Genomic DNA, 17497 nt, shown 5'->3' with positions numbered 1-17497 from the left:
AGATTAACACAGCCAAAAATTAAAAAACCTCCCATCAACTGTTAGGAGGTTTGATCGTTTATTTAATTAAGGAATGCTTAAAAGCGTAGATAACCGCTTGGGTACGGTCCTGAACATTTAATTTGCTTAAGATATTACTGACATGTGTTTTTACGGTTTTCAGGGCGATATATAATTCATCTGCAATATCCTGATTTGTTTTCCCCTCAGCCATTAACAGAAGGATTTCCAGCTCCCGGGTCGTTAGTTCTTCATGTGGCAGATGAGTAGTTTTTTGACGCATTTTGACCATCATTTTTCCAGTCACTTCAGGCTCAAGGACCGATTGCCCGTGATAGGTAGCACGGACAGCGTTAGCAATTTCACTGGCCTTAGAGGTCTTCAGCATATAGCTGGTCGCCCCGGCTTCAAGCGCAGGATAAACCTTCTCATCATCCAAGAAACTAGTCACGATAATAACCTTAGCCTCAGGCCATTGCTCAATAATTTGCCGGGTTGCTTCAATTCCATCCATTTCCTTCATTACGAGGTCCATTAAAATAATATCAGGGCGAAGTGACAAGGCAAGTTCTACCCCTTTTTTGCCATTATCAGCTTCACCTACCACTTCAATGTCCGGCTGAGCTGAAAGGTACGAAGAAACCCCAATTCTAACCATCTCATGGTCGTCGACAAACACTACTCTAATCATTCACACCATCTCCATTAATTATCACCGGAACCTTCACTTCCAGCCTTGTTCCTTTATTTTTAACACTGACCACTTTTAGTGTACCGCCTATTTCTACTGCCCGTTCGTGCATGTTTTGCATGCCATAAGATCCAGCTTTCATTTCATTCACTTCGAAGCCGATTCCATCATCAACAATCCTAAGAATAACAAGGTCATCCCGTTTTACTAATAAAACCTCAAATTTACTGGCTTTTGAGTGCCTAAGGGTATTAGATACAGACTCCTGCAGGATTCGAAACAGATGATCTTCAACCCCTTTATCTAAGGGGAAATTTTCAACTTTCCAGTTAATATCCATTGTCACCTTTTGAGATAGTTCGATTAACAGCTCCTCAATTCCTTCTTGAAGCGATTTATTCTTTAACGCAGCCGGGCGTAAATGTAATAAAAGAGCCCGCATCTCTAATTGTGATTGATGAATCATTTCCTCAACGAGCTTTAATTGCTTCGCTTCCCGGTCATCTTCAGATTGGTCTTTTGTTTCGTTGATGGCTGACATCATCATCGAGGCAGCAAATAATTGCTGGCTGACGGAGTCATGTAATTCTCTGGCCAGGCGATTCCGCTCCTGTTCAATGATTTGCTGAATTCTTTCTTCCTGTCCCTCTACCTTTTCTGTAGCAAGCCGCTGTGACAGCTTTGCCTGCTCAGACATTTGCCTGCCAACGTTCTCAATTCTTTTAGCAATGGCTTGTATTTCTGACACAGAGGGCTTCTCTTGCACTTCAATTTGTATTCCTTCTTCCAGTTGATGCAATGAATGTTCAACTGCTAGTAATTGTTTACGCCAAAATAGGCCTGAAAACCCGCCTAAGAATATTCCGATTGCAATACTAAAGACAGGAACAAAAATGACAACCGGTATATTCATGAATTGTCTCGACCATAACTCCGACCAGTTTCCCAATGGAAATACATAAATTAAAACCGCTCCAATGACGAACGCAATAAGAAAGCAAACCGATATATGCCAGATCATTTGCCGCTGGGTTGAACTCATATCCGGCTCACCTCTAAATTCCCGACCACAAGTGAGGTAACAATTTTTACCTTGGTCTCTGCAGTTTCATAACCAGAGGTTTTTAGGTGAAAAACTTGATTGAATATTTTATCTCGATCATGGCCAAATACTTTAGCCGAGCCCACGACACCAGAATGGTGAATGCTTATCTCCATTTCGTACGGAACCAGAATATGGATATTTCCAATGATATTTCGGATAAAAATAACGGCTTCTCCCTTTGGCAGCATCGTATAACTAAGGTCAATAACGGTATCGCCAATCCCCGTTTGAATGTTCACATCATCCCACTCGTAAACACCTAGTGGTGTCTTTTGCTGTCCAACGAGAATATTACTGAACAATGGTTCCGAACTAATCAATGTCTCTTCGGATTGGGCTGGTTCTGCGGGACCGATATCAGGTCTTATTTTTCTAGCCTGCTTTTTTGTATTGATATATTGAATGAAAAAGTGCAATAGTATGGCTAATAATAAAAACTTAAACGTTATCATATTGACGATGCTTAAAACAAAGAAAATGATCCCCATTATAAAGAGTATTTTCCCTAGTTTTTTACCAGCTTTCCTGCGGCCTAAATACATCATTCCGCCTGCAATAAAAAGAGAGAATATCAGCCCTCTGTTAAAAAAAAGGATCTCTAAGAGCAGAATTACAATCCCGATAATCACAAGCCAGCTAAGATACTCGCTTTTTGTATTTTTAAACATTGGCCACCCTCCCTTTTTATGCAGGATTTTTACAGGTAAAAGGCGCAGTTACACTACGCCTTTTACCGACCAGCACTTCTCTCTAGAAAATGCTTACGCTTTTCTTATAGAATACCATTTTTTTTACTAAATGGACTTGCTTTCTTCTAATTTCATTTCTTTTTCTAGTTGGGCAATCCTCGCATCGATCGTATTGCGGTAATAAGAGCTGTTGACTTGATGTTCGAGACGGTCGAGATAGTTTTCAATTTCCTTAAATTTTGAGTAGGATTGATCGGAATAAATATGGGCATCCAGCACTTGGTTCATTCGCAGATTTGCTCGAGTTACATTCTCACGGCCCATCAATTCCATCCTGCGCAAATGCATATCTTTTAATTTATGCTTCATTTCTTCGTATTTTCTTTCTAGATCACCGAGCTGTCCAGTAACTTGGTCAAGTGTTGCCTTAATACGGTTTGACCTGTCATGATATTGCTGATACTCAGTCGATGCAAAGTCAGCTAGCTCTGTATCCCCCGCTTTTGCAGCAATGTCTGCCTGGTGCTTTCTTTTATTGGCTAACTCCTCAGCCTGATGGTATTCTCTCGTAAATTCATCCTTTAAAGTAGATTGACGCTCTATCAGTTTTCTTACCTTATCTGTTTCCTGCTCACATTCGCGAAGATATTGGTTCAGCATAGCAATTGGGTTTTTATTTTCCTTCTGGTCGAGCGCCTCATGTAAATCTGCGGTAATCGTATGTTTAATCCTTGTAAATAAGTTTGTCATTGTTCATTCTCTCCTTATAAATTAGAATTTTTAGTAATTCTTCAATTCGTTCCACTGTTTTTCAAAATTAATAAATGGATCATCAGCTGCGTTTATTTCGTTAGCCGTCCTTTTGTTCCACTTTTTATAAACAAGATATAAAACGTAAGCCGCTGCAGCACCAATAATCGCCGGGGCGTTGTGAAGAGATGCCATCAGGACGATAAAACCAATAATTCCAAGCCCGATTCGGCCGCCAATCGATTTTGTCTTTAAGAATTGCTTAAAGATAAAATACAGAAGAACCACACTTACAAGTAATCCCACCATTGGACCAATCGTTGACAACAGAATGACTGCGGCAATCCCTCCGGCTAAAAGTAAACCAAATTTTTTCATCTTTGTTTCACTCCTTTCTTTTCTTATTTTCATCTTACCTATTTTTCACTGCTCCTAAAATTGCGCCTAAGCTTGATTTTTGTATCGGTCTTAAGACGTAGAAAAGGTCAGCCTCTTAAGCATAAGCTTTAAGAACCTGACCCTTGACTGTAGATTATTTAGATATAAACATCTGAACCCAGTAGTAACCATAGGAACCGCCCTTAGCGTAACCAACCCCAATTCTAGTGTTGGAGCTAAGAATATTGGCACGGTGACCTGAGCTATTCATCCATGATTGTACGACCGATTGTGGTGTCATTTGGCCGGCAGCAATATTTTCCGCCGCAGAGCGATACGTAATGCCAAAATTCTTCATCATCGTAAAAGGACTTCCATACGTTGGACTTGTATGACTAAAATAATTTTTGTCTCTCATGTCCATCGCTTTATAGCGTGCAACCCGTGACAATTCCCAATCGGCCGTCATGGCTGGCAGCCCATTCTTTGCACGCTCCTGATTTGTAAGCTGAATCACTTGGTTTTCAATTGATTTTACTCCACCTAAATCAGGAATGTTTACCTTTTGACCAGGATAAATCAAGTTAGGATTTTTAAATTGCGGGTTTGCTGAAATAATCTCACTTATTCCAACTTGATACCTGACAGCGATTTTCCAGAGTGAGTCACCTGACTGAACCGTGTATATTTGTTGGGCAAACGAAACACTTGGAATGCAGAAAAGAGAGAGTAAAAACAGAAAACTGAACCAAAAAGATTTTTTCATTTTATTCGCCTCCTCGATATATAATTTTGATTTCAGGCTCAAAATATACAAGCAGCGAAAAAACTTTCTCGTAATAACACACCAACAAACCGTCTATGGAGGACTAAAAAAGTGGCAGACATTTCTGGGATGACTTATATCATGTTAATTTTAGCAAGCTATCGATTAACCCATTTGATTGTTTTTGATAAAATTACCGAATTTATCCGCAGACCATTTGTAAAAAAGGTCAAGGTAGAAACGAGCGAGGGAACCACAACAAAGGAAGTTCCTACTTCACTGTTTGGTTACTTATTAAAATGTTATTGGTGTGCCGGCGTATGGAGCGCTTTTTTAGTAGGCGGCGCCTACTTGCTATTCCCTAAAGTCACCTATGTCATTATATTAATTCTCTCTATAGCAGGCGGCCAATCAATTATCGAAACCTTTGTCGGAGTGAACATAAAAAAGGTCGATTACTACTCTGAACTTCATAAACAGGATAGAAACAAAACATAAGACAAGTGGAAAAATTACGAGCCCCTGCGCATATATTTAGATAAGCTTCACGCTAGGCATATCTAAAGGGGGATTTCCTATGGCAATTTGGTGGATTACGACCATCGCTTTTGTCCTTTGTCTTGGCATTGCAGGTGGAACTTTTATTTATTTCTTACGGCAAGGACTGGATACAGACGACCCCAACCGGATTGATAAAATGAATTCTGATCAAGAATCTATGTAGCCACTCTCATTAAAAATACGAACTATGGGCTCGCCAAATAGGCGAGTTTTCTTTTTTTAGAAGAAAGTAAAATAAAATTCCTACCTTACATGATTTTTTCTTTTTAGGAAAAATTAAACATGTGGTTAATTTAAAGTGGAAGTGGAGGAATACATATGAGTTCATCTGAAAACACCCAAAAGTTTCCTCGGACATATTGGCGTGAAATCGAACTTCCTGCATTTAAGTCTTTAGATCAAGATATCAATGTGGATGTAGCCATTGTGGGTGCTGGGATTACAGGGATTACAGCCGCCTACCTCTTAACAAAGGAGGGAAAGAAAGTAGCCCTTCTTGAAGCAGGCGGTATCTTAAACGGAACGACCGGGCACACAACAGCCAAATTAACCGCTCAGCACGCCCTTATTTATGATGAGTTTATTAATCATCTTGGAAAGGAAAAGGCTAGATTATATTATGAATCAATGATGATGGCGGTTCAATTTGTGGAAAATACCGTGAACGAGAAAGGCATTAACTGCGACTTTAGTAAGCAGGATGCTTATGTATATGCCACCACGGATGAGTATGCGAGTAAGCTTAAAACCGAATGGGAGGCTTACAAGGATCTTGATATTGCTGGAGCTTTAAAAGATTCAATTCCATTTAATATTCCTGTTAAAGCGGCACTAATGATGAGTAATCAGGCTCAGTATCATCCCTTAAAATTTTTAAAGGCCCTTTTGGATGAAGCAGTTCAAGCAGGCTGTTCTGTTTATGAGAATACCGTTGCTGATGATATAGAGGACGATTTTTCAGAGCCAAAGGTGATTACAAAGAATGGCCAAAGAGTGACGGCTAAGCAGGTAATTATTGCATCGCATTTTCCTTTTTATGATAAACCGGGCCTTTATTTTGCAAGGATGTATGCTGATCGTTCTTATGCAATCGGGGTCAAAACGAAACAAGAATATCCTGGCGGCATGTACATCAGCGCTGACAGCCCCTCCCGTTCGATTCGTTATACTCCGCTTGATAATGGAGAGAATTTGTTAATTATTGGCGGTGAAAACCACAAAACAGGTCAGGGCGTTGACACATTAAAGCACTTTGAAGAGCTGCAGGCGTTCACAGAAGAAGTTTTTGGCATAAAAGAATACCAATACCGCTGGTCTGCTCAAGATAATGTGACCTTGGATAAAATGCCATACATCGGCGCCTATACGGAAGATCGAAAAAATGTTTTAATAGCCACCGGTTATAAAAAATGGGGAATGACCACCGGGATTCTGGCAGGGCATATTTTAAAAGATTATATTGTCGGCTGTACAAGTCCATATGCTGAGTTATATAGACCATCACGCTTCCATGCGGATCCTGATTTAAAGGAAGTCATTTCAACGAATGTGGATGTGGCTAAACACTTGCTTAAGGGGAAGCTTGAAGTCGTTGAAAAGGTGCCGGAAGATTTACAGGCAGGTGAAGGTTCGGTTGTTACATACCGTGGAAAAAGAGCTGGTGCCTATAAGGATGACAAGGGAAAACTCTATATTGTCGATACCACCTGTACCCATCTCGGCTGTGAATGCGAATGGAATCGTGCCGAAAAATCCTGGGACTGCCCATGTCATGGCTCCCGATATTCTTATGCTGGTGATGTGATTGAGGGGCCAACTAAAAAGCCGTTAGAACTGCTTCAAGGAGAATAGCTGATTTGCGTTATAGTAACAAAAACCGTCTGATATTAACAAAAAAATCGATATAGTAACAAAAGTTTAAAGGATATTAACAAATAAGCAGATATTTAGTGATATATGAACAATTCTTCACTAAACATCCAAAAACGCCCCCTTCCGTACGACGTACGAAGGAGGCGTTTTTCTTATTTATTTGCTATTCGGACGATTCCGTTTTAATTCTTCTCCGGTTGTAAATTCCACTAACTCTGCACTATCCTTCATACCCTTTTTCCGATTATTATTACGCTGGGCATTGGCGTTACCAAGTTTCTGTCTTCCCACACTACCATCTCCTTTTGTAAGAAAATCATTTATAGTATGGTTGAATCAGATTCCCCCTATTCCTTACCTAAAACTGGTGGTTTTCGATGACCGGTGATTTGTTCAAATGCATAGGCAATTTCAATTAATACCGGTTCACTAAAAGCCGTTCCAGCAAACGAAAGGCCAACAGGTTCTCCATCTTGAGTGTAACCAATCGGTACTGTTATGGTTGGGTAGCCCGCCTTAGCACTAATATGCGAGCCTTCGTCACTTGGAATAATCAGCACATCTAAGTGATTATTTTTAAACGCATCATCTATCCCTTGCTCGGTGGAATGATAAAGATCAAACTCTAATGCATCAATGTAAGCTTGTTCGGTTAGTGACCCGCTTGTTGCCTCTGATTCAATGAGTACAGCCTGTCCATACTTAAGCATTTGTTCGTCATTTTGATTATTAAAGGCAATTAGATCTGCAAGCGTTCTGATTGGAATCGACGGATGAAGCTTACTTAAATAAGCATTTAGGTCTGGCTTAAACTCATAGGTTAAAACATCATACTTCCACTCGGCCTTGACTGAAGGAATGGAGATATTCTCAACTACTTCAGCTTCTGACTTTCTTAATACATCCAATGCTGTTTTAACGACTTCCGCCTTATTTTTATCTAGAAGCTCGATAAAACCTTCTGTTGCGATGCCGACTCTTTTCCCTTTAAGACCATCCTTTCGCAAAAATTCCGTAAAGTCTGTCCCTATTAATGGGTTGGTTTTCGTGATGGGGTCGCGGTCATCCACTCCACATAAAGCTGTTAATAAAATAACAGCGTCTTCAACCGTCCTCGCCATTGGTCCTGCCGTATCCTGGGTATGTGCGATTGGGATAATTCCTCTTCTGCTGATTAAACCCACCGTTGGTTTAATCCCCACTAGTGAATTCTGGCAGGCAGGGTTTAAAATCGAACCGGATGTTTCCGTCCCGACTGCCGCAGCAGCAAAATTAGCGGCAATCGCTGCTCCCGAACCTGAACTTGAACCACCAACGTCAAATTTTCCAGGTCCATACGGATTTAAGACCTGCCCTCCTCTTGAGCTATAACCGCTTTTCATACCGTAAGCCATAAAGTTGGCCCATTCTGTCATATTAGTTTTCCCTAAAATAATAGCCCCTGCCTGACGCAATTGTTCCGCTACTGCCGAATCCGCCAACGCAATCGAGTCCTTTAAGGCCAATGAACCTGCACTTGTATGCATTTTGTCATGTGTATCGATATTATCTTTGATTAAAATCGGTATACCGTGCAGTTGGCTGCGTGGTCCAGTTTTCTTCCGTTCCGCGTCAAGAGCCTCTGCAATATGTAAGGCATCTGGATTTATCTCCAGGATAGAATGAATCGTTTTATCAAAAATAGAAATTCTCTTTAAATACAGCAAAACAAGCTCTTTAGAAGTAAGCTCACCAGTTGTTAATTTTTCTTGCATCGCACTGATTGAGGCCTCCTCAATCCACTCATCAAATAGTTTTTTCAATTTTGGTTTTTGCATAGTTTCCCTCCTCATATCACATAAATAATTCAAGTGAACTCATTAAGAATCCTTTTTTTATAAAAATTAGCAGTGGATACACCTAGGTAGTTCAGTTATCGATTAGAAAATTAATTTTAGCAAGTGAATTAGCAAAAAAACGCTTGGCGGAAAACTTATTTTTAAGAAGATTTCCTGACTTCGGACAGAACTGAAGGAATTTAGCCATCTGTGTCCGAAGATGCCTCGTCTTCGGACACGACTGACTTAATTTAGCCATCTGCTGTCCGAAGATGCCTCGTCTTCGGACACGACTGACGTAATTTAGCCATCTGCTGTCCGAAGATGCCTCGTCTTCGGACACGACTGATCAAAGCTGCCCTACTTCAGAGACTTTTGCCCGTCTGTTCTTTTAAGCAGCAAGCGGGAGTTAAAATTACTTATCATCCACCTAATTTTAAATATAACTTGGAAATCACCAATACGTTTGCCGCATCAAAATAACATATGACCAATAACTATTGTCCAAAATACTAATTTATATGCCATTTTCATTGCTAATTTAGCTATAATTCCATACAAACCTTGATATATCAACAAATAGGAATAGTCCAATTCTATTGCGAATTGGACTAAAAAATACAGTTGAAATTTAATTTTTCCACCTTAAAACTAACTACTTAGGAATACACCACTGCTTTCCTCTTACCGTTTAAGCTTTTGCTGTCTTTGTTCTTCCGCCACGATTCTTCCTTGATAAAATACTCTTTTATGGAGCGGAATTTGTAATTCCCGGCAAAAACGCTTCAGCTCGCGTTCTTCACGCTCAGTAACAAGCGATATTACCGTTCCGTTTGCCCCCATTCTTCCCGTTCTCCCAGCTCTGTGTACATACTGAGTAATATCCTTAGGGAAATCAATTTGTACGACATGGCTGACGCCTTGAATGTCCAGACCTCTGGCCGCAATATCCGTTGCAATCAGCATTTTCATTTTTCCATCTCGGAAATCCTTTAATGCTGCTTGGCGTTCGAGTTTTTTCATGTCACTATGAAGAATACCAATTGATAACTCTTTAAATAACAACTTTTCTTTAACTACTTGAATCTCTCCAATATCATTAATAAAGGCTAGCGATTTGCTTTTCTCTAAGCGGGCTATTTTTTCAAGGAGTTTAATTTTATCCCTTTGCTCACACAAAAGGTAGATATGTTCCACTTCACCAGAAGAAGCCATTTCATCTTTTTCAATCCGTAATACTTCAGGTTCATTGGTCAATTCTTTAGCTAACTTTTCTGTCACTTGTTTCATTGTGGCCGAAAATAATACGACTTGTCGGTCACCCATAGTCGATTTGACAATCTGCTGTACCGTCTGCAAATGCTCCGGAATGAGCAGCTGGTCCCCCTCATCAAGAACCACCATCTTTACTTCGTGCATTTTTACCTTTTTTTGCTTGATTAGCTCTAGTAACCTTCCTGGCGTAGCAAAAATAACCTGCGGGCGTTTCTTTAATTTTTCCAGCTGACGTTTTGGATTGGCACCGCCAATAATGGAAGTACCTTTTATCCCGCTTCCTTCTGACCACTTTTGAAATTCTTGATAAACCTGCATGACAAGCTCTTGTGAAGAGGCTAAAACAACTGCCTGTAAGGAAGAGGCCTTAATGTCGATTTTATGTAACAATGGAAGTAAATAAGCCAAAGTCTTCCCCGTTCCTGTGGGCGACTCCGCAATTACATCTTTTCCTTCAAGGATGAGCGGAACCGCTGACTCCTGAATCGAGGTTGGTGCTTGAAATCCTGATTTTTGCCATGCTTCCTGTAAAAAGGGGTGTAAGGTGTTTAACATTTTGTACTCCTTCTATCTATATCATTTTACGTTTATTATTTGTTAATCGATATCGTATTGATACTATCTCATAATTCAGTAGGTGTCTAGTTTGGATTATGTCGGAGTATTGAGGTATAGGATAACCCAGACCATATGGTAGGCTAGGACAGATAAATAAAGGACACATGTTGAAATAAGCAGCTTTCGAATGATTCCTTGAAAGGGTTTAAGATAAAATAAAAAAATCAGTACCATTGGAAGAAATATTTTAATTAAGTAAAAATAGGACCAGCCCTCATCAATAATTTCTCTCATCATCGGGTTACCCTCTTCAATAAACCCCAACGAGATTCCAACATGTGTCAAGATTGCATCTAACAAACCTGCAGTGAATAAAAAGATACATGGTTTCATAATTCCTCCTTAAATTCCCTCTTCAAGACCATTCTTTCTAAATATTAACCCAGCAATACATTCTTTATTAAGAACAAAAAATCCGGAATAAAAGGCTGCTGGTTAAAGCAACCCATGTAATCCCTTAATTAACGTATTTCCCGCTTGCCGGTTTAGCTACTTCATTAAAATGCTCTACTAAATACATGAGGTTCTGTGATAGCACTTCCCCACTCATTGGAATCCCATGCCCCGTCACAGCAACTTGCGGTTTTAAAGCCGCCAATTTCTTCACAGACTGATAGGCCGCATCCCAATCAGTCGTAAAATATCGAGGCGGGCCGCTTATTTCCTGCGTTTGTGTAATCACTTTATAAAGTGATTCCTGCTTTACCGTCACAAAGGCATCTCCGGCAATTAGGGTTCTATCGTTTTCTCGGAATAATGAGATATGGCCCGGTGTATGTCCAGGTGTATGAATCCATTCCCACCCCTCTGGCATGCATGGGACCGTTCCATCACCAGGAAGCGGCTGAACATGCGCACTAATATCAATCCCATGGTTAGGGAACATCGTGGACATCTTTGCAACAAGCCCGCTGTCTACATTTGGATCTCCAGGTGGGTAATTCTCTTTTCCCGTTAAATAAGGAATCTCCTTCTCATGTGCATATACAGGGATTTTCCAATCCTCTAAAAGATCGGCAATAGACCCAACATGATCAAAATGTCCATGCGTCAGGATTATCGCTTTCGGGATGGCATTTTCGCCAAACCGCTCCTGAATCATATCCTTAATTTGCCCAGCGGACTTTGGCATCCCAGTGTCAATCAGCACAAAATCGGTTGTCTCTTCAGGATTTCCTATCAAAACTAGATTAACAATTTGGTCAGTATAGCAATATATATCTGGTAAAACAGCGACGCCAATCCCGCTTCCAATCGATGACATTGGAAGAAATGAATCCTCAAATTTACTATCCTGAGTCTGATTCAAGCAAACACCCCCTTTTTGAATATTATGTAACTCAGTAAGTCATTTTATGAGAGTTTCTACATGTATCCTGACACCCACATTATAACAAACGTTTTTGTATTTAATAAAGAACATTTATTCATAGTAATTCTATCCTACCTCTATATTTAATTAGCAAATCTTACTCTTCTTCATCGAGATGAAAATTGAAAGGTTTGTGAACATTGGCGCTAATTGGATTTAAACAGTGCAATTGATGATAAAATGAACATCAGGAAAACAATATATCGGAGTTGATTATGATGTTTAGCAGAATTGCACTTTTTGCATCGTTACTGTTCTTTTTATGTGGAACAGCTGGTTTTGCCTATACACATTTAGAAAAATCTTCTCCTTCATCGAATTCTGTACCGACAGATTCATTTCATAATCATTCAACATTAACTGTGGTGACCAGCTCAAATAAACATTCAAATATCCAGACAACAGACTCAAAAAACACCAAGAATCAGACAGGAAATGCGGTTTTGCTTATGAAAAAAAACCAGAGTACTCAGCCTTCATTTAAAGACTACGTTGTTCCTGCAACTGTTTGTCTTTTCCTTATGATGGTCCTTGGCGGCTACTGGTTTGGTTTTAGGAGGAAGCTTTCTTAGAAGATATTCATAAAACACAAAAAAGCGTTTAACCAGAAGGTATACGCTTTTTTTATTTTTATTCTTAATGAAAGGCCAGCCAAAATTCACCATTACGATCAAGCAATTCTTTCAGTTCATGAAACGGTATAGTAAAAGTGGGAAAGCCAGCTGCATAAGGAGCAATCTCATAAGGTTGAAAGTAGATATTTACTCCTGCTTCACTTATATAAAACGGCTGATTCGCTTGGACCCCATGGTATTCACCTGGAAAGAGGTATGAGTATTGGGAATTACTTTTGATTTGATCTTCAATTAAATCACTAATCACTTTTACATATGGGCTTCCTGATTTAAACAGATCTGCTAACTGATACAATCGACCCGTTTTAAGGTTTATATGGGCATATTTTTTTAGCGGCATTCCGTGAGCCGCACAAAATGGATAATCATAACCGGTTATCTCAATCACGATTAGATTTTTCTTAAAAAAACTTATCGCAAAATCGCCTGTGTAATTAGACTCTAATGGCGTAACAGGTACTGGTTTTACCCCAGCCATTGCCCTTAAGGTATCGTTTACTTGGCCTGCATTTTTCACTCCCTTTATTTCAGGGTAATAAACGAGATAATCAAAATTAGGCTTATATTTATGCTCCACAACAGCATTTTGGTTTGTTAATGGATAGATGGATGCTTGTTTCCAAACCAACTCATTTTTTTGATTAAAGTAGATGAGGCGCTGATCAATCTCACCTTTTATAAGGGTTTTTTCAATGCTAAGCCTCCCGTTTCCGCTTACGTATGGCAAGTGATCGATTCGATTTCCTTGTCTATCGATAAAATAGGTATGCTGATCATCTGAGACAGACGCTAGTCCGTCCTTAAAGTTCCCCATTTCATGAAAAATAAATCCCGTCAAAACATGTCCTGCATGGTCAGCCAAGGCAAAAATAGATCGCATACAAACATGTTTCGGGTCGATCTCCTTCCCTATGGCAAACCGCTTTTCTCCAATATATAATATTTGATTGTAATTGGCTTTCATAACAAATTGTCCGTTTTGATCAATTAATCCATAGAGTTCCTTCCGATTACCTTCCAGACTGACAATGGCACGCCCGTCTATAAATCGTCCCGCTGTTGTATACTTAGGCTCAATAACGATATTACCGTGAACATCGATATAGCCATATAATCCATCGTTATTTTTCTTAAAAGAAAGAAGACCTTGACCATAATTTCCTACCCATGCATAGGGGTAGGTATGCAAGACGTTTCCCGTAAGATCAATTAATTGGTACTGTTCTCCTTTAGATTTTACAACGGCTCTACCCTCTATAAATTCACTGGCCGATTCATAGGTTGCGGGAATAACCACTTTCCCCTGTTTGTTTAAGTACCCATATAGATAATTTCCGTCTCCGTCTATTTCTACAGCTCCTACACGCCCCTCCTTATATTCGGAATTGACCAAAGAGTAAGCTTTTTCAGTAACCTCTTTACCACTTTCGTCGATAACCTTAAAACCTTGACGGTCATTAACCACCGAACGTCCTTCCGAAAACGGCTGGATTGTATCATATTTGGGCTTCACAATAAAATATCCTTTTTCGTCGATAATGCCTGACTTATCTAAAAGTCTGATCACTGCTAAACCATTGTCTTGAAAATCTGCAGCATGGTCGTAAATTGGAGGTAGAATAAATTTGCCCCTTGCATTGATATATCCCCACTTGTATCCGCCAATTCCTCTTATCGAGGCAGGATATAAATAAACAGCTCTAGTTTCAAAAAGTTCATTAAGGATTCGAATAGCCCTTTCCTCGACTAATTTTGAAACTGGAAAATAGGCTAAATAAGATTCATACCTATGCTTTAAAACAAATAAATAGGACTGTTCATGATACCGATATAGGCCAAAGACTTCATTTATTCCGTCCCCATCTAAATCTTCCCAGCTAAGAATGGCCTGATTGTTTAGATATTCAATTTCTGCTCCAGCTGGGAGATAAGTCATCACAAGACGAACTTCTCGATTAGATCCCACCATGGTTTCTCACCCATTTTTTTACTATATATATGAACGAGTTAGGCGGTGTGTGTGATGATGATTTTTTCAAATTAAATAGCACACTTTTGAAAGTGCACTATTTAAGGTTCTCTCTTATATATGTTCCTTCACATTGTACTGTCGGAGAATGCTTTCGATTTTAAGTGCTTTGCCGATATCTCCTTGGATTTTCAATTTACCTGTCATGAATGCCATCGTTCCATTCAGCTTTCCTAACAAAAATAGGCGGAAATTGGCTAAAGACATTTTTAAGGTACAATCTGCAGCTGCATTCATGTCCTTACTTACTGCAGCTCTGCCATCCTGAAAATGAAGCTGGCAGGATTCCTCTTCCTCTCCATGAATATCAAATTGATAAATGGCCGTAACTTCTTGGATTGGAATTGGATTCTTATTTAAGATTTCTTCGATCAGCTTCATTAAATCCTGTAAAGAATAATCTTCTATTGTTTTTGACAAAGACAACACTCCTTTTTTTAAGTCACCTGCTTTCCCTTGGTTTTATGATACTAGTACGTATCCGTATCACGCAATCACATTTTTTCCCTTTTTTCTGCAAAAAAGAGACAAATTCGGCGAAATGCCGCTTATCTCTTTCGATGATTAAAAAGGTTCTTTAATATTGTATCTTCGAAGAATCGTTTCTATTTTCATGCCCTTTGCTATATCACCCTTGGCTTTCACCTTTCCAGTTAATAGAGCAACGGCCCCACTTTGTTTACCTAATACAAATTTCTTAAAATTATCATACGATAAGGCCATTGAAACATCCGGAGCGGCTTCAACCCCTTCTTTAATGGTTAATGTCCCATCTTTGAAAAAATGCTGGTATGTGCCTGTCTCTTCACCGTGAACATCATATTGAACTACTCCGTTAAAACCTTTAATTGGTTCAGGATTTGCATTAAAAATTTCTTCAATCCGCTCCATTAATTCAGGTAACGAATAATCTCTAATTGCTTTAGCCACTTAGACTCCTCCTTATGATCAAAACCAGGCTTTTCTATAATTCCATGATACTAATACGTATTGGTATTTTACAGTGAAAGTTTTCTGAACTTTTCACCAAAAAGCGGAATTAATTACCTAAATGTACAAAAGCACTGATAACAATACGATTAAGCAGACGAGCTAGCACATCATACTCAACAGCGGCTGGCTGATTATAATGTTGGACCACTACTTCGTTGATGGCACCTACCATTGCCAGGGATACAATATGCATTTCCGTCTCTGAGACAGTTTCGGGCAGTTGTCCTTGTACGGTTTGAAAAATAAGCCTGGCAAAACGGCGATGCACTTCACTTCTTACTTTTTCAATCTCTTGGGACACACCAACAGATTCAACTAACATTAAATTCGCTGCCTTGATATCAGCAAAACATATTTCTATGTAGCGGAGTATTCCTGCATATGCCTTATAGGCATTTCGCTCCTCTTGATCAGTTGAACACCTAACTGCATCGAGGATTTCCTCTGCAATTACACGTAAGAGCTCAGCCATTAACTCCTCTTTACTAGAAAAGTTTTGATAAAAGGTTGTTTTCGAGACCCGCGCCATTTCAACAATCTCTAGCACAGAGGTATCTTTGTATCCATCTGTTGTGAACCGTAATAAACCTGCATAAAGAATTTTGTCTCTCGCTTCTTTTGGCATTTCATTTAAAAATAACATCCTATCAGTCCAATCCAATTAGTACGGCAACGTATTCTTTTAATTTTGGCTGTGTTAATCTTAATGTTGATTTCTGCGCCAGGCGGCTTCGCTCCAATCAACGGGCTTAAATTCAACTATAACCTTTAACACAGCCTAATTTTAAAAGAGAACAGGCTGACCGGCAATATACAGATATAAAAATAAACAGCCACCTCTGGCTGGCTGCCTATTTTTCAAAGACTATTTACGAAAAGAATCAATTTAATGACCAATATATCGGGCTTCCGGGATTAATTGCTTCCATTCACTGTACGTAATAATAGTATTCCAGTGGCCGGTCATTTTCGCAACCCCGATTACGACGAAGAATAAAACAAAGAACGTCATCGGAACAAACCATTTATTTACCTTTTTCTTTGCAACTGTCATGTTTAAAGTATCTTTAATCGGACAAGCCTCCACACATGACATGCAGGCAGAGCAATTCAGCGAGGTAACCTTTTCCACCTCATGAACCTTTAATCGCTGCGGGCATACCTTCGTACACATTTCACAGTTGGTACAGGTATCAACATTCCGTTCTATTTTTGTCAATCTAAAAATGGAACCCAGGCCAATGAATGCACCATACGGGCATAAAAAACGGCACCAGAAGTTTCGAAAGAATAAAGATAAAATAAAAATAACAATAATGAACTTTAAGGTAAATCCACTAATGTTTAAGAATAAGAGCAGCATCTTCACATCTGAAACTTTATTATAGTTATCAACCAGAAAACTTTTGGCACTAAAAATATCCATTTGAAGGACCATACCGATAAAAAATAACAACAGAACATACTTAATCGGGGTTAACAGCCAGACAAGCCATTTTGGCATATCAAAGTTTCGTTTAAATATCTTTCTGCCGAACCAGGCAATCAGTTCATTGGCTGTACCCACTGGACAAATCCAGCTGCAAAAGGATTTACGGAGAAGAATTCCTGCTCCGACAAAAAACGAAAGTAAAACAAGACCAGCCGGATGAATCACATCAAAATCCCCGCTTGTCAGCCAAACCTTTAGGGCAACGAGGGCACTTATTGGCAAAAATCCCTCGACAGCAGCCGGGCGCTCCACAAAAGGTGTTTTTCCATTTGTTACAAAATGATCGTAAAATTGATAAAATTGCAGTCCTATATAGAGCGAAAACAGTAAGAACACAGCCTGTATCGCATATCTGGTGATTTGCACGGGCTTACGTTTCAATTGCTTCTTATACCAAGCTTTTGACTTCATAAAGGTTCCTCCATTCATTATTACCCTAACTATAATGAACGCT

The 17497-nt window shown here is 39.4% G+C and carries 20 protein-coding genes; 4 read left to right on the top strand and 16 right to left on the bottom strand.

Going from position 1 to position 17497, the window contains the following annotated elements; all coding sequences use genetic code 11:
* Positions 1–58: 58 nt before the first annotated feature.
* From V7077_RS21405 to safA, 6 genes are all read right to left on the bottom strand, one after another.
* Complete coding sequence (locus tag V7077_RS21405) at positions 59–691, bottom strand: response regulator (protein ID WP_215041243.1); 633 nt, start codon at positions 689–691, stop codon at positions 59–61.
* Positions 684–1733: a sensor histidine kinase gene (locus V7077_RS21400; protein WP_335505665.1), complete on the bottom strand. Its 1050-nt coding sequence runs from the start codon at positions 1731–1733 to the stop codon at positions 684–686. Before V7077_RS21400 ends, V7077_RS21405 begins: the two co-directional genes overlap by 8 nt.
* A complete protein-coding gene (gene liaF, locus V7077_RS21395) occupies positions 1730–2464 on the bottom strand; it encodes a cell wall-active antibiotics response protein LiaF (protein WP_335505663.1) in 735 nt (244 codons plus the stop codon). Before liaF ends, V7077_RS21400 begins: the two co-directional genes overlap by 4 nt.
* A gap of 126 nt (positions 2465–2590) precedes the next feature.
* The gene (locus V7077_RS21390; protein ID WP_335505661.1) at positions 2591–3235 is read right to left on the bottom strand and encodes a PspA/IM30 family protein; all 645 of its coding nucleotides are present in this window, start codon (positions 3233–3235) and stop codon (positions 2591–2593) included.
* 30 nt (positions 3236–3265) lie between these two features.
* Positions 3266–3613: a flagellar basal body rod protein gene (locus V7077_RS21385; protein ID WP_335505659.1), complete on the bottom strand. Its 348-nt coding sequence runs from the start codon at positions 3611–3613 to the stop codon at positions 3266–3268.
* Between the two features lie 154 nt (positions 3614–3767).
* Entirely contained in the window at positions 3768–4379 is a 612-nt protein-coding gene (safA, locus tag V7077_RS21380; protein ID WP_335505657.1) for a SafA/ExsA family spore coat assembly protein, read from the bottom strand.
* A 111-nt stretch (positions 4380–4490) separates the two neighbouring features.
* On the opposite strand from safA, the gene V7077_RS21375 reads away from it, so the two are divergent.
* From V7077_RS21375 to V7077_RS21365, 3 genes are all read left to right on the top strand, one after another.
* Positions 4491–4877, top strand: a complete 387-nt coding sequence (locus V7077_RS21375) for a DUF1360 domain-containing protein (RefSeq protein WP_335505655.1) — start codon at positions 4491–4493, stop codon at positions 4875–4877.
* 79 nt (positions 4878–4956) lie between these two features.
* The gene (locus V7077_RS21370; RefSeq protein ID WP_335505653.1) at positions 4957–5103 is read left to right on the top strand and encodes a hypothetical protein; all 147 of its coding nucleotides are present in this window, start codon (positions 4957–4959) and stop codon (positions 5101–5103) included.
* Positions 5104–5258: 155 nt separating this feature from the next.
* Entirely contained in the window at positions 5259–6791 is a 1533-nt protein-coding gene (locus tag V7077_RS21365) for an FAD-dependent oxidoreductase (RefSeq protein ID WP_335505651.1), read from the top strand.
* A gap of 177 nt (positions 6792–6968) precedes the next feature.
* Here the strand turns inward: V7077_RS21365 and V7077_RS21360 are convergent, their stop codons facing one another.
* The 5 genes from V7077_RS21360 to V7077_RS21340 all read right to left on the bottom strand — a co-directional run bounded on the left by V7077_RS21360 (position 6969) and on the right by V7077_RS21340 (position 11831).
* Positions 6969–7103 (bottom strand): hypothetical protein, encoded by a 135-nt coding sequence (locus V7077_RS21360; RefSeq protein ID WP_275677366.1) that lies wholly within the window; start codon positions 7101–7103, stop codon positions 6969–6971.
* 56 nt (positions 7104–7159) lie between these two features.
* Entirely contained in the window at positions 7160–8629 is a 1470-nt protein-coding gene (locus V7077_RS21355; RefSeq protein WP_335505648.1) for an amidase family protein, read from the bottom strand.
* 684 nt (positions 8630–9313) lie between these two features.
* On the bottom strand, positions 9314–10459 hold the full coding sequence (locus tag V7077_RS21350) for a DEAD/DEAH box helicase (protein ID WP_335505646.1): 1146 nt from the start codon (positions 10457–10459) through the stop codon (positions 9314–9316).
* A 96-nt stretch (positions 10460–10555) separates the two neighbouring features.
* A complete protein-coding gene (locus V7077_RS21345) occupies positions 10556–10855 on the bottom strand; it encodes a DUF5658 family protein (protein WP_335505643.1) in 300 nt (99 codons plus the stop codon).
* Positions 10856–10979: 124 nt separating this feature from the next.
* Complete coding sequence (locus V7077_RS21340) at positions 10980–11831, bottom strand: MBL fold metallo-hydrolase (protein WP_420489693.1); 852 nt, start codon at positions 11829–11831, stop codon at positions 10980–10982.
* Positions 11832–12109: 278 nt separating this feature from the next.
* Here V7077_RS21340 and V7077_RS21335 point away from each other — a divergent pair, with 278 nt between their 5' ends.
* Positions 12110–12466, top strand: coding sequence for a hypothetical protein (locus V7077_RS21335; RefSeq protein ID WP_335505641.1), 357 nt, complete (start codon positions 12110–12112; stop codon positions 12464–12466).
* Between the two features lie 64 nt (positions 12467–12530).
* On the opposite strand, the gene V7077_RS21330 is transcribed toward V7077_RS21335, so the two are convergent.
* The 5 genes from V7077_RS21330 to V7077_RS21310 all read right to left on the bottom strand — a co-directional run bounded on the left by V7077_RS21330 (position 12531) and on the right by V7077_RS21310 (position 17454).
* Positions 12531–14498 carry a WG repeat-containing protein gene (locus V7077_RS21330; protein ID WP_335505639.1) on the bottom strand — a complete coding sequence of 656 codons (1968 nt, stop codon included), beginning with the start codon at positions 14496–14498 and terminating at the stop codon, positions 12531–12533.
* A gap of 114 nt (positions 14499–14612) precedes the next feature.
* Entirely contained in the window at positions 14613–14987 is a 375-nt protein-coding gene (locus V7077_RS21325; RefSeq protein WP_335505637.1) for an SCP2 sterol-binding domain-containing protein, read from the bottom strand.
* Positions 14988–15122: 135 nt separating this feature from the next.
* Positions 15123–15488: an SCP2 sterol-binding domain-containing protein gene (locus tag V7077_RS21320; RefSeq protein ID WP_335505635.1), complete on the bottom strand. Its 366-nt coding sequence runs from the start codon at positions 15486–15488 to the stop codon at positions 15123–15125.
* Positions 15489–15597: 109 nt separating this feature from the next.
* Positions 15598–16194, bottom strand: coding sequence for a TetR/AcrR family transcriptional regulator (locus tag V7077_RS21315; protein WP_335505633.1), 597 nt, complete (start codon positions 16192–16194; stop codon positions 15598–15600).
* A 243-nt stretch (positions 16195–16437) separates the two neighbouring features.
* A complete protein-coding gene (locus V7077_RS21310; protein WP_335505631.1) occupies positions 16438–17454 on the bottom strand; it encodes a 4Fe-4S binding protein in 1017 nt (338 codons plus the stop codon).
* Between the last annotated feature and the right edge of the window lie 43 nt (positions 17455–17497).

The sequence above is a fragment of the Neobacillus vireti genome, from assembly GCF_036962465.1.
GTDB lineage: Bacteria > Bacillota > Bacilli > Bacillales > Cytobacillaceae > Neobacillus > Neobacillus vireti_B.
The sequence above is the reverse complement of the archived record's forward strand: the minus strand, read 5'-3'. Positions and strand labels throughout refer to the sequence as shown.

Coding starts and splice junctions, on each gene's coding strand:
- V7077_RS21405 (WP_215041243.1), bottom strand. CDS start 691: ATGATTAGAGTAGTGTTTGTCGACGACCATGAGATGGTTAGAATTGGG.
- V7077_RS21400 (WP_335505665.1), bottom strand. CDS start 1,733: ATGAGTTCAACCCAGCGGCAAATGATCTGGCATATATCGGTTTGCTTT.
- liaF (WP_335505663.1), bottom strand. CDS start 2,464: ATGTTTAAAAATACAAAAAGCGAGTATCTTAGCTGGCTTGTGATTATC.
- V7077_RS21390 (WP_335505661.1), bottom strand. CDS start 3,235: ATGACAAACTTATTTACAAGGATTAAACATACGATTACCGCAGATTTA.
- V7077_RS21385 (WP_335505659.1), bottom strand. CDS start 3,613: ATGAAAAAATTTGGTTTACTTTTAGCCGGAGGGATTGCCGCAGTCATT.
- safA (WP_335505657.1), bottom strand. CDS start 4,379: ATGAAAAAATCTTTTTGGTTCAGTTTTCTGTTTTTACTCTCTCTTTTC.
- V7077_RS21370 (WP_335505653.1), top strand. CDS start 4,957: ATGGCAATTTGGTGGATTACGACCATCGCTTTTGTCCTTTGTCTTGGC.
- V7077_RS21365 (WP_335505651.1), top strand. CDS start 5,259: ATGAGTTCATCTGAAAACACCCAAAAGTTTCCTCGGACATATTGGCGT.
- V7077_RS21355 (WP_335505648.1), bottom strand. CDS start 8,629: ATGCAAAAACCAAAATTGAAAAAACTATTTGATGAGTGGATTGAGGAG.
- V7077_RS21350 (WP_335505646.1), bottom strand. CDS start 10,459: ATGTTAAACACCTTACACCCCTTTTTACAGGAAGCATGGCAAAAATCA.
- V7077_RS21345 (WP_335505643.1), bottom strand. CDS start 10,855: ATGAAACCATGTATCTTTTTATTCACTGCAGGTTTGTTAGATGCAATC.
- V7077_RS21335 (WP_335505641.1), top strand. CDS start 12,110: ATGATGTTTAGCAGAATTGCACTTTTTGCATCGTTACTGTTCTTTTTA.
- V7077_RS21330 (WP_335505639.1), bottom strand. CDS start 14,498: ATGGTGGGATCTAATCGAGAAGTTCGTCTTGTGATGACTTATCTCCCA.
- V7077_RS21315 (WP_335505633.1), bottom strand. CDS start 16,194: ATGTTATTTTTAAATGAAATGCCAAAAGAAGCGAGAGACAAAATTCTT.
- V7077_RS21310 (WP_335505631.1), bottom strand. CDS start 17,454: ATGAAGTCAAAAGCTTGGTATAAGAAGCAATTGAAACGTAAGCCCGTG.